This is a genomic window from Thermosynechococcus sp. Uc (assembly GCF_029335995.1).
Lineage (GTDB): Bacteria > Cyanobacteriota > Cyanobacteriia > Thermosynechococcales > Thermosynechococcaceae > Thermosynechococcus.
On record NZ_JARJMS020000054.1, the window covers coordinates 1 to 11,358 of the forward strand.

Below are 11,358 nucleotides of genomic sequence, written 5' to 3' on the forward strand. Positions count from 1 at the left end.
GCTCTCTAATTGACTTAGGAAGCTCAGGAAAGAATCTAAAAATTTTTCTTTAGCTGTATCATCTTTTTCTAAATCATACCAGTTGACTTGTATACAGTTTTTCTCTAAAGCCTTTAAGTAGAGAAGGAAATGATCTCTTCGTAGCTCTACTTTCCCATTGCATATTGTTTCTAGGGTAGTAGAGCAATCTTTCAGAGTGCGTATTGGAAACACTCCAGGAGCGTACTGGTAGACATGATAACCAAAGAGTAATAGGTCGCTTTTCTCTTTTATCTAGCTTTCCTGTTTATAGTAGTATTTTTTGCAGGTATTGTCAAGTCTATTTTCAACTGACTCAGCTCTTTTGACTATTCTGCCCTAGACTCTTAACTTCTCCTTTAACTCTGGCTAACCTATGTCCTAGATCCCAATTTGAGCAGCATGAGAGTGCTGTTTAGTCGGCCAGAGAACTCAGGCATTAAGGAGAAGAAGGATGCCGTTAGATAGGTGGTAATATTGGCCACTAGCATTGAATTAGCGGTGTTTGATAATGCATTAGAGTTTTGATTGGTAGCCAGAGCAACTTGTTAGTTAAAATATTAAGTTTTGTTGCAATATTGAAGACTTTTGAGTTTTATGGTATAGGTGTGTCACATGTTTTTACGAGAACTAAAAGTTGAAAAAATAATTAACAGAGGGCTTAAAAGATGTAGTAAGCTTAATCTAGTACTTTTTGAAAATATAATACTGAATTTTTCTGGTTTATTTTACAAACTAGCTTTCACTAGCAATTTAGGCTGACTAACTAATGTTTCAAGGACTAACAAAAGATAGTAGTGTACTGGTAACAGGGGGAACTGGGTCATTTGGCCGTGCGTTTGTCAAGGAAGTGTTGCAGCGATTTCCGGATATTCGGCGCTTGGTGATCTTTAGCCGTGATGAGCTAAAGCAGTTTGAGATGGCGCAGGAATTTCCAGCTGAGAAGTATCCGGGGATTCGCTACTTCATTGGCGATGTCAGGGATCGCGATCGCCTGCGTCGTGCTCTCAATAAGGTGGATATTGTGGTTCATGCAGCAGCTCTCAAACAAGTGCCGGCAGCGGAATATAACCCCATTGAGTTTATCCGCACTAACGTAATGGGAGCTGAAAATGTGATTCAAGCTTGCCTTGACACGAATGTGAAACAGGTCGTTGCCCTCTCTACTGACAAGGCGGCTGCCCCTATCAACCTCTACGGAGCAACAAAGCTCTGTAGCGACAAACTCTTCATTGCCGCCAATAACTTTGCTGGCCGTGATCTGCGCTTTAGTGTGGTTCGCTATGGCAATGTCATGGGGTCGCGCGGGTCAGTGATTCCCTTTTTCCTGAAAAAACGCTGTGAGGGCTACCTGCCAATTACAGATCCAGCCATGACGCGCTTTAATATCTCTCTCCAGGAGGGAGTAGAAATGGTACTCTGGGCACTGGAGCACAGTTGGGGGGGAGAAATTTTCGTGCCTAAAATTCCCTCCTACCGGATTCTGGATGTCGCAGAAGCCATTTGTCCTGACTGTGAGCGGGCGATCGTCGGCATTCGCCCAGGAGAAAAAATTCATGAGGAGATGATTACGACCTCTGATTCTTACACCACAGTTGACTTAGGCCAGTACTATGCCATTTTGCCTACCCAAGGACGCTACACAATTGATGAGTATTGCGCCAAAACAGGGGCAACAGGGGTCAAACCGGGGTTTAGCTACAATTCAGGGAGTAACGATCGCTTTCTGACGGTAGAAGAGCTACGCACTCTTATTCGCCAGCACGTTGACCCCAACTTTATTCCAGGCAAAGGGTAAATGATCACCATTCCCTACGGTCGCCAAGACATTACTCCAGAGGATATTGCGGCAGTGGTTGATGTGCTGCAATCGGATTGGCTGACCCAAGGCCCCAAGATTCCCGAATTTGAAGCAGCACTGGCCAGTTATTGTGGTGCACAGTATGCCGTTGTGGTTAGTAGTGCTACAGCAGCCCTTCACCTCGCCTGTATAGCAGCAGGGTTAAAGGGGGGCGATCGCCTGTGGACATCCCCAATTACCTTTGTTGCCTCTGCCAACTGCGGCCTCTACTGCGGTGCCACAGTGGACTTTGTTGATATTGACCCCCACACCTACAACCTCAGTGTTTCTGCCCTTGCCACAAAACTAGAAATCGCAGAAAAACAGGGCACTCTTCCTAAGATCGTCATCCCTGTGCATTTAGCAGGACAGTCCTGTGAGATGGCTGCCCTTGCTGCCCTGGCGCAGACCTATGGTTTCACCCTGATTGAGGATGCCTCCCACGCCATTGGCGGTCAGTACCGCGGCCGACCCATTGGTTGCTGTGAATTTTCAAAGATGGCAGTCTTTAGCTTTCATCCCGTTAAGATCATTACCACCGGTGAAGGGGGGGCTATTCTCACAAACGATCCGAACCTCTATGATCGCCTCATTCGTCTGCGCAGCCACGGCATCACCCGTGATCCACAGCAAATGGTGGGGGATTCCCACGGCCCTTGGTACTATCAGCAACTAGAACTGGGCTTTAACTACCGCATGACTGACCTCCAAGCCGCTCTTGGACTGCGGCAACTCCAACGTCTGGATGAATTTGTGGAACGGCGCCGTTTTCTAGCCCAACGCTATGATCAACATCTTGCCGAGTTGCCCCTCACCCTCCCCTTTCAGCATCCCGATACCCGCTCCAGTTGGCATCTGTACATCATCCGCCTAAAGTTAGACCAGATTCAAACGTCTCATCGAGAAGTCTTTGCAGCCCTTCGTGCCCTTGGCATTGGGGTTAATCTCCACTATATCCCTGTACATACTCAACCCTACTATCGGCAATTTGGTTTTCAGTGGGGCGACTTTCCCAACGCTGAAGCCTATTACCGCGAGGCCATTAGCTTGCCCCTGTACTATGGACTTACCCTTGCCCAACAGGATCAAGTGATTCAAGCGCTCAAACAAGTTCTGTCCTAGCACTCAATATCCCTATTCCTCTAGATGGCAATTCCCAGGGGCATTTGGCACAGGGTCATAACCCCCAGGGGCAAAGGGGTGGCAGCGCAAGATACGGCGAATCGCTAGGTAGGTTCCTTTTCCTGCCCCAAATCGCTCAATTGCCTCAACGGCATAGGCTGAACAGGTGGGCGTATAGCGACAGGTGGGCAAAAATAGGGGTGAAATCCATCGCTGGTAAGTGCGAATTAAAAAGATCAATGCTTTACTGAGCCAGTTGCCCATAGCCTTTGCTAACAACGTACCCTAATTATAAGCAAATTATAAGCAGGTTAATGGGGGCGAAACAGGTGATGGTGCTCTGGACTATAAAGACAGGAGCGCAATGAGCCACGGCTGTGATGCTGTACTGCCAGTGCAGGACTGATGAGATACACAGTGGTGCGTGTCAATCGCTGTTGCTGACTAAATGCAGCCATTTCAGCCAAGGGAACGAGCCATAACTGCTCATCCGGCCATCCCAAGCGGTAGCCTACAGCAACCAGGGTCTCAGGGGGATAGTACTGAAGGAGGTCGCGCTGCGCACGCTGGACACAGTTGGCGCTTAGGTAAAGGCATAAACTGGCTTTGTGTGCCGCTAAGCCGGCCAATTCTTCAGTGGGGGGCACTCGCGTACGACCACTGGCACGGGTGAGGATAATTGTCTGTACCAATTCGGGCAGCGTCAGTTCAGCATTGAGGCGAGCAGCTGCCAATTGATAAGCACTGATACCGGGGACGACTTCAACGCTGATACCCACTTCCGCAAGGCGGACAATTTGCTCATGAATGGCACTGTAAAGGCTCGGATCGCCCGATTGCAGCCGCACCACTTTTTTACCCGCCTGCACCGCTTCAACCATGAGCGGGATGATGTCTTCTAAGGTCATTGCGGCTGTGGGAATACAGGTCGCACTCGGCGGCGCAAACTGCAAAATGCCAGTCGGCACCAGAGAATCGGCATAGAGAATCACGTCGGCTTCTTGAATGAGCCGCTGCCCCCTCAGGGTGAGCAATTCTGGATCACCAGGGCCAGCGCCGACAAAGTAAACTCCAGCAGTGGTCTTGCGTTCTAGCATTAGACTTTACCTGACTATCCGCTTTTTCAGCGTAACTTTTGCAGGGGGCATCGTTATGTCAGGATCAAGACAGGTCAATTTAAGAGGCAAAGAATCATGAGTGGCAAACGCATTCTAATGCTCGTGGGTGACTATGTTGAAGACTACGAGGTGATGGTGCCTTTCCAAGCGCTGCAAATGGTAGGTCACACAGTGCATGCCGTCTGTCCGGATAAAGTTGCTGGTGACAGTGTTCGCACAGCCGTCCATGATTTTGAAGGAGATCAAACTTATAGCGAAAAACGGGGACACAACTTTACCCTCAATGCCACCTTTGCAGAAATTGACCCCAGTACCTATGATGCCTTAGTGGTGCCGGGGGGGCGTGCCCCAGAGTATTTGCGTCTCAATCCACGGGTACTTGAAATTACTAAGCACTTTGGCCAAGCTCAAAAACCCATTGCAGCCATTTGCCACGGTCTCCAACTGCTGGCGGCGGCGGGTGTGCTGGCGGGTAAAACCTGTACGGCCTATCCAGCCTGTGGTCCTGAGGTGGTGAGTGCGGGGGGCAACTTTACCAGTGTGGCGGTGGATGCGGTCGTGGTGGATGGAAATCTTGTAACGGCGCCAGCTTGGCCTGCGCATCCGCGGTGGTTGGCGGCATTTTTGGAAGTTTTAGGAACTCAAATTAGCCATCAGGTAACGGTTTAGGATAGCGGTAGCATGGCGATCGCCCTCAGCCAAATTGCCCAATACCTCGAACGCCACCAATTAAACTATCGGTTGAATCTTGCCAACCACCAAATCATTACAGGCGTCAATGGCGATCACCTTGAGCGATTTATCATCATCATTGAGCTAGATGAGGGGGGCGAGTTTTTTAAGCTCTATGCCCCCAATCTCTTGCCGGGGATTAAAACCCACCGCTTTCGTGATGCTATTTTACAAACACTGCTATGCGTTTCGTGGCAGACAAAAATGTTGCAGTGGGAGTACAATCCCAACGAAGGTGAAGTGCGGGCGATGATTGAATTTCCAATTGAGGACAGTACCCTCACTGAACGACAGTTTTTTCGCTGCTTGGGGGCACTGGTGGAAATCGTTGACAATACGGTGCCTCGACTACGGCAGTTGGTTCAAGAGGACTTTCTCCCTCCAGAGGCGGATCTGGCCATGGGCGAACGTCTCCTGCTGACGATTCAGGAAGAGGCACCTGGACTATTAGATTTAATTGCCCAAGCTCTTGAAGCTCGTCGCCAACGGGGTCAGATCAATTTAGATTGAGGCTAGGGCGCAGGGGGTGTTGCCCGCGCATAGAAACGGCCATGTTTCACTTCAATCAATCCTTGACACTTCTCACAACTAAAACGCCACAGCTTACCCACAGGAATTTTTAGTGGCTGGTGACAATGCGGACACTCACCACTCCACACTTCTTCATCCCCTAGCATCCACATACTGCCCACAATCATTGGCAGACCAATAATGGTTCCCAACCCCGTGGCACAAAAGCCTAACCCCATAACTATGCCGGCAATACCTGCCACCTTTGACTGATCATCGCGGGGGACTTTTTCAATCGTTAGCGTGGTGTAAATTTCCGATTCAGAGGGGGTTGGCGCGGCTTCAGGAGGTGGTGTCGTCTGCGGTGCCTCCTCTGTCTGACCCTGTGGTACAGGTTCTGTCTCTAACCAAGGATCACGGAGGGGAGGATAGTCAGTGGATTCTGGCGCTTGGGCAGCGGGTTCCTGAGGAGCGGTGGGTGTGGTGAGTAAAGTGTCTGCAACGACCCAAGGATCTTCAACGATGGGTGGGGGAGCGATCGCCCCCTCAGGCGAGGATTCAGCTTCAGCGGTCACCCCCCTAGTCATGGCGGTTGGTGGACTGATCTCAGGCTCTAGGACTTCTAGGGAAGTAATGTCTTCAGTTGTTGGTTGAGGGAAGTCGTATTCTTCAACGCTGACTTGTTCTGGGTTGGCTGCAGAAAGTTCAGAGATCTGAGCAGAACTTGCTTGTGCTTCTGGTGTTGCAATACTCTCTTCTATGGAGTCAAGCAGTTCTTCCACTGGGCTGGACAATGGTTCAGCAGCAACTGCTAGGACTGGCAATTCCCCTGAGAATTCCTCTGGTGTATCGGATTCGATGCCTTCTCCTTGGGGGGAGGGCAGATCAGATCCGAATGCCTCACTATTGGAATCTGGTAATTCTGAGGGTGGGTTGGGGTCAAAGGCAGCCGCCAAATCGGCCAAGCTGATGTCCTCCTCAGGGTCAATTTCTGGGACTTCATCTGTGAAATTTTCTTGGGGCGATCGCGCCACGGCATCTTGACTTTCAGATGTTGAAGACTCCTCAGAGGCAATAAAAGCAGACGTTAAATCCAACGGCGTCGGTTCAGGGGGCGCTGTTTCAGTGCCCCATGGATCTTCATCTTCGACCCTTGTCTGAGCCGGTGGGGGTATGACCTGCAATGAAAAATGGCTTTCCCAGAGGGGGACACCTAATACCCGTGACTCAATGAAAACTCGTTGAATTTCTGGCAGGTGCAACTTTTCCAAGGCTGTACGGATCAGGGTTACAGCTGCGCCTTGGTGAAGCATTTTTTCTGAATGCAGCGTAATCATTAGCTCCTCGGCCTGACGGACCACGGTGGCCTTTACCCGCTTTGGCAGAAGAACCGCATTCAGCAGCGTACTAATAGCACGGGGGTCACCCTGCCGCGCAATGTCGAGCAAACGGGAGTCACTCATAGACCGTAAATGGAATGAAATGGGATGCCGCTAGTTCTAGCCTACTGCGATTTTGAGGGAGTGACAGGGAAGTAGTGGCGATCGCTCGACCAGCCTATCTATCAAAAACAAGGGAATCTAAACTCTAGGTTCAGAGTTGTTGAGAAACCTGGAAAAAATCCCTTCGGCATCAAGGACATCCATACCTTTTTCTGAAGCGGCGGCTACAGGATCCTTGATTTGTGCGTTACCCTTTCGGCGTAACTTACCTTTTCGGGGATTTTAGTGGGGCTATGCGGGGGATTGAATAGCCCGAATTACCCCTAATCTAGCTAAGAGATGGTTAGATGACAACTGCTACAAACGTGTAAATTGTTACAAATAATTACAGGCACCCACTAGACTGGGAAAAAGATGTTCACACCTTTCAGCAGCCCATGACAGCGGCAACACGCTCCACAGATTGGCAACTTTTGCAACGACTGATTCCTTACCTCAAGCCCTATCGCTGGGGACTGGTGGGGAGTGGCTTGCTCTTGATTCCCTTGGCGGCAGCGGCAGCATTGCAACCGATCATTATTGGTCAGGCGATCGCCTTTCTCAAAGGAGAAGAGAGTACCTACAGCTTTTTGAAAGCCTTAACCCTGACCCAAGGAATTGACCTATTGAGCATTGCGCTGCTGGTAACAGTGGTGCTCCGCTTTGGAGTGCAGGCGGCGCAAGGGTACTGGATTCAAAAAATTGGCCAAAACATTACTGCCGATATTCGCCGCGACTTATTTGACCATGTGCTACGCCTGTCATCGCGTTTTTTTGACCGCACCCCCGTCGGTAAGCTGATTACGCGCTTGACCAGTGATGTGGATGCGCTGGGAGATGTTTTTGCCACAGGGGCTGTGGGAGTTCTCAGTGACGTTTTCTCGATGCTGGTGGTCATCCTAACGATGTTTTTCATTGACCACTTGCTGGCGACACTGCTGCTGGCTTTGGTTCTGCCGATCACCGCCCTGATTATTTATTTTCAACATCGCTATCGCGTGGCCAACTACAAATCCCGTGAAGAGCTATCGCTGCTGAATGCCGATCTTCAAGAAAACATTGTGGGCATTACCGTCGTCCAATTATTTCGTCGTGAGGCCTTTAATAGCCAACTGTTTCGGCGACGTAATCAACGCTACATTAAGGAGGTGGATCGGACAATTTTCTATGATTCGGCGATCTCAGCAACCTTGGAGTGGATTGCTTTTGTGGCGATCGCTGGTGTTCTCTGGCTCGGTGGCGCTTTGGTGGAGCAGCGCACCATTGACTTTGGTACCTTGGCCACGTTTATCCTCTTTTCCCAGCGGGTGTTTGATCCGCTGCGGCAGTTGGCAGAGAAATTTACAATAGTGCAGGCAGGCTTAACCGCGATTGAGCGCATCCACGATTTGCTCTCAGAACCGATTGAAATTCAGGATCCCGATCGCACCTTCTTACGCTTACCTAGGACAGACAATACCACCGTTGCCGTTGAGTTTCGCGATGTTTGGCTGGCCTACAAAGACGATGAGTACGTGCTTAAGCAACTTTCCTTCCAGATTCAGGCAGGTGAGAAGGTAGCGATTGTTGGCCCCACAGGTGCTGGCAAAAGCTCAATTATTCGTTTGCTCTGTCGCCTTTATGATCCGACGCGCGGTGAAGTCCTCGTTGCCGGTCGCAACGTGCGCGAATTGAGCCAAGCAGAGCTACGGCAGCACATTGGCGTGATCTTACAGGAGGCCTTTCTCTTTTCTGGCGATGTCAAAAGCAACATTGCCCTCGGCGACAACTACAGCCTTGACGAAATTCAACGGGTGGCTGCAGAAATGAACATTGCCGACTTTATTGAGCAGTTGCCCCAAGGCTATGACACCCCTTTGCGACAGCGGGGCACCAATCTCTCTGCCGGTCAGCGGCAGCTTTTGGCCTTTGCACGGGTGGCCATTCGCAATCCCGAAATCTTGGTTCTCGATGAGGCAACGGCAAATTTAGATGTGGGCACAGAGGCCATGATTCAGGAGGCCTTAAACCGCCTTTTGGTGAATCGAACGGCGATTATTATTGCCCACCGCCTTGCGACAATTCGCCATGTAGATCGGATTTTTGTGCTCAAGCGGGGACAACTGGTGGAGCAGGGAACCCACAGTGAACTCTTGGCGCGCAATGGGGTATATGCCCATCTCTATCGGTTGCAGGCATTAACAGAGGAAGAAGCCCCTAGGCAGGATGCCTCACCCCTTGCTTAATCCACCACAACAGCGACAGCCCTAGCAGTTGCAGCACCACCGATGTCAATACCAATAGACCAAGGGAACGATCGTAGAGTACACCCATGAGCAAGCTCCCCAGAAACCAGGCTAAGCCATAGCCAGTGCTGAAAATCCCATAGGCAGACCCCCGCCGCTGCGGAGGGACGAGATTGGCGACAATTGCCCGCACAATGGATTCTTGGGCACCCATACCAACGCCCCACAGCACCATGCCCCAAATCACCGCAGAACTAAGAAAAATCAAGGGAGCAAAGCCAACCGAGAGCAGGACAGCTAGGATCAAGGCCATGATGCCGATGCGATCCAGTAAGTGTCCAAACAGCAGCGCCGCAACGGCATCAACTCCCATTGCTAAGGCATAAAGCAGCGGGATTTGACCGGTTTGCAGACTGTCTCCCTGCTGTAAATGAAACGCAATCAAAGGGAAATCCACATAACCCGCGCCCAGACAGGCCACTGCCAACAGGTAAATCCAAAACAATTGAGGCAGTCCCTTAGTATTGAGGTCTGCAGGCACGGTTTCAAACTCCCGTGGCTCTGGATACCGCTGTTGAGCGATCAGTAAAGCAATGAGTCCAATGACGGCGGGCAGAGCAAGAACAGCAAAACTCCATTGATAGTGCTGGGTAAGGGTAAAGACACCTGCGACTATAAGGGGGCCAGCCACGGCACCTATTTGATCCATCGCCTCGTGAAGACCAAACCCGAAGCCGCGGCCCACTTGGCTGGCACCATAGGAAAGCAAAACATCGCGGGGGGGCGTACGAATGGCTTTGCCGGTGCGTTCGGCAATCATGAAACTAGCGAGGACTTCCCAACGATGGGCTAGAGCCATGAGGGGAACGGCAATGGTATTGATAGCATAGCCAAGGGTAGTAATCCGCCAATAGGCACGAGTGCGATCGCTCACATAGCCAATCACCAAGCGCAGACTATAGCCAATGAATTCCCCTAAACCGGCCACCAAGCCCACGACAGTACCACTGGCACCTAAGACTCCTAAATAGACCCCCGTCAGACTGCGTGCGCCTTCATAGGTGGCATCGGCACAGAGGGAGACGACTCCCAATAGCACTACGAAACTCAGGGCTGATCCTTTTTTGCTCAACACGCTTAACTTCTCCTTGTCAGAATGTTCACAGTATATTGGTGAGGAATCGTTAACGGGCAATCGCGATGGTGGATGCACTCAGCGCAGCCAGCCCCCTTGTAATGTGGACAAGTCTGGGTTTTATCTGTGGGCGTTGGTTACCGGCAGTGATTCCCCGGTGGTTAGGCCGCAGCCTCTATTGGGTCGGGGTGCCCGTGCAGATTTTTACACTGGTGCGGCAGACCAACTTTGCAGGGCTGATTTGGTTGGCACCGGTATTGGCCTTTACCGCTTTGATTGTTGGGTATGTGCTTGCCCAGAGCTTATATGACTGGCAGCAACGTTACTTTCAGCCCCAGTGGCTCCAATACACCCCCCCCTTCCTGACCAGTACAGTGCCCGAAGGGGAAAGTCGGCGCTTTCAAGGAAGCTATTTAATTGCCAGTATTCTTGGCAACACAGGCTTTGTCGGTTTGGGGGTCTCGATTCCACTTTTAAGTGCCACCGCATTGCCCTGGGCGACTTTCTACGCAATTACTCAAAATGCCCTCGGTACTTACGGTTTGGGTTCATTCCTTGGTCAGTATTACGGTAAGGGGAGCGATCAACCGTGGTGGCGGGCTTTGGCCGTAATTCCGACGGTACCCACCCTCTGGGCATCGGTGGCGGGCTTTGCCACCCATGATCTTTCCTTCCCTGAGGCAATCGAGACTCTGTGTGAGATGGATATTCATTTGGTGATTCCCTTGGCATTCCTCCTCACGGGCATTCGCCTCAGTTGCCTCCCCGGCTGGCAGAGCTTTCGCATAGCGTTGCTGCCGATATTGGTGAAAACGCTGTTGTTGCCCCTCACGATGATGGCGATCGCCTATGGTTTAGGCTTGCGGGGTGATACGTTGCTGGCGATCGCGATTATGGCCAGTACGCCGACAGCTTTTGCGGCTTTGATTTTAGCGGAGGAATATGAACTCAATACTGAAATCCCTCCAGCAGCGATTGCCCTGAGTACCCTAAGTTTTGTCGGGGTCTTGCCCCTGTGGGTTTGGCTGTGCCGTCAAGTTTTAACATAACGCTAACGATTGCTATCGTTTTCCAAAAACGGTGGCACACTAAAAAGTACTGCATCTATTCCTAGCTCTGTCACGAGTTGTCCCATGACAAATCCCCAAAGTCCTCCTCCCCCCCGTGTTCCCAATTT

At 50.9% G+C, this 11,358-nt stretch carries 11 protein-coding genes; 6 read left to right on the forward strand and 5 right to left on the reverse strand.

Features of this window, described 5'->3' with window-relative positions:
* Window positions 1-213 (reverse strand): hypothetical protein (locus P3X23_RS06265; protein ID WP_300874299.1); only part of this gene is annotated, 213 nt, incomplete at its 3' end.
* Between the two features lie 574 nt (window positions 214-787).
* Here P3X23_RS06265 and pseB point away from each other — a divergent pair.
* Together pseB and pseC are read left to right on the forward strand one after the other, a co-directional pair.
* Complete coding sequence (gene pseB, locus P3X23_RS06270; RefSeq protein ID WP_300874301.1) at window positions 788-1,816, forward strand: UDP-N-acetylglucosamine 4,6-dehydratase (inverting); 1,029 nt, start codon at window positions 788-790, stop codon at window positions 1,814-1,816.
* The gene (gene pseC, locus P3X23_RS06275) at window positions 1,817-2,980 is read left to right on the forward strand and encodes a UDP-4-amino-4,6-dideoxy-N-acetyl-beta-L-altrosamine transaminase (protein WP_300874304.1); all 1,164 of its coding nucleotides are present in this window, start codon (window positions 1,817-1,819) and stop codon (window positions 2,978-2,980) included.
* Window positions 2,981-2,992: 12 nt separating this feature from the next.
* Here the strand turns inward: pseC and yidD are convergent, their stop codons facing one another.
* A complete protein-coding gene (gene yidD / locus P3X23_RS06280; RefSeq protein ID WP_300874307.1) occupies window positions 2,993-3,244 on the reverse strand; it encodes a membrane protein insertion efficiency factor YidD in 252 nt (83 codons plus the stop codon).
* A gap of 47 nt (window positions 3,245-3,291) precedes the next feature.
* A complete protein-coding gene (cobM, locus tag P3X23_RS06285; protein ID WP_300874310.1) occupies window positions 3,292-4,077 on the reverse strand; it encodes a precorrin-4 C(11)-methyltransferase in 786 nt (261 codons plus the stop codon).
* Between the two features lie 96 nt (window positions 4,078-4,173).
* Between cobM and P3X23_RS06290 the strand changes: the two genes are divergently transcribed.
* A complete protein-coding gene (locus P3X23_RS06290; protein ID WP_300874313.1) occupies window positions 4,174-4,767 on the forward strand; it encodes a DJ-1/PfpI family protein in 594 nt (197 codons plus the stop codon).
* Window positions 4,768-4,779: 12 nt separating this feature from the next.
* Window positions 4,780-5,340, forward strand: a complete 561-nt coding sequence (locus P3X23_RS06295; RefSeq protein WP_300874314.1) for a hypothetical protein — start codon at window positions 4,780-4,782, stop codon at window positions 5,338-5,340.
* Window positions 5,341-5,342: 2 nt separating this feature from the next.
* Here the strand turns inward: P3X23_RS06295 and P3X23_RS06300 are convergent, their stop codons facing one another.
* Window positions 5,343-6,803, reverse strand: coding sequence for a hypothetical protein (locus P3X23_RS06300; protein ID WP_300874315.1), 1,461 nt, complete (start codon window positions 6,801-6,803; stop codon window positions 5,343-5,345).
* Between the two features lie 416 nt (window positions 6,804-7,219).
* On the opposite strand from P3X23_RS06300, the gene P3X23_RS06305 reads away from it, so the two are divergent.
* A complete protein-coding gene (locus P3X23_RS06305) occupies window positions 7,220-9,046 on the forward strand; it encodes an ABC transporter ATP-binding protein (RefSeq protein ID WP_300874317.1) in 1,827 nt (608 codons plus the stop codon).
* On the opposite strand, the gene P3X23_RS06310 is transcribed toward P3X23_RS06305, so the two are convergent.
* Window positions 9,018-10,178 (reverse strand): MFS transporter, encoded by a 1,161-nt coding sequence (locus P3X23_RS06310; protein ID WP_367186539.1) that lies wholly within the window; start codon window positions 10,176-10,178, stop codon window positions 9,018-9,020. The genes P3X23_RS06305 and P3X23_RS06310 overlap by 29 nt on opposite strands.
* 68 nt (window positions 10,179-10,246) lie before the next feature.
* Here P3X23_RS06310 and P3X23_RS06315 point away from each other — a divergent pair, with 68 nt between their 5' ends.
* Window positions 10,247-11,230 carry an AEC family transporter gene (locus tag P3X23_RS06315; protein ID WP_300874322.1) on the forward strand — a complete coding sequence of 328 codons (984 nt, stop codon included), beginning with the start codon at window positions 10,247-10,249 and terminating at the stop codon, window positions 11,228-11,230.
* The last annotated feature ends 128 nt before the right edge of the window (window positions 11,231-11,358 follow it).

What these genes read in the sequence shown, in the direction of transcription:
- pseB (WP_300874301.1), top strand. Translation starts at nt 788, where the DNA reads ATGTTTCAAGGACTAACAAAAGATAGTAGTGTACTGGTAACAGGGGGA.
- P3X23_RS06300 (WP_300874315.1), bottom strand. Translation starts at nt 6,803, where the DNA reads ATGAGTGACTCCCGTTTGCTCGACATTGCGCGGCAGGGTGACCCCCGT.
- cobM (WP_300874310.1), bottom strand. Translation starts at nt 4,077, where the DNA reads ATGCTAGAACGCAAGACCACTGCTGGAGTTTACTTTGTCGGCGCTGGC.
- yidD (WP_300874307.1), bottom strand. Translation starts at nt 3,244, where the DNA reads ATGGGCAACTGGCTCAGTAAAGCATTGATCTTTTTAATTCGCACTTAC.
- P3X23_RS06315 (WP_300874322.1), top strand. Translation starts at nt 10,247, where the DNA reads ATGGTGGATGCACTCAGCGCAGCCAGCCCCCTTGTAATGTGGACAAGT.
- pseC (WP_300874304.1), top strand. Translation starts at nt 1,817, where the DNA reads ATGATCACCATTCCCTACGGTCGCCAAGACATTACTCCAGAGGATATT.
- P3X23_RS06295 (WP_300874314.1), top strand. Translation starts at nt 4,780, where the DNA reads ATGGCGATCGCCCTCAGCCAAATTGCCCAATACCTCGAACGCCACCAA.
- P3X23_RS06305 (WP_300874317.1), top strand. Translation starts at nt 7,220, where the DNA reads ATGACAGCGGCAACACGCTCCACAGATTGGCAACTTTTGCAACGACTG.
- P3X23_RS06290 (WP_300874313.1), top strand. Translation starts at nt 4,174, where the DNA reads ATGAGTGGCAAACGCATTCTAATGCTCGTGGGTGACTATGTTGAAGAC.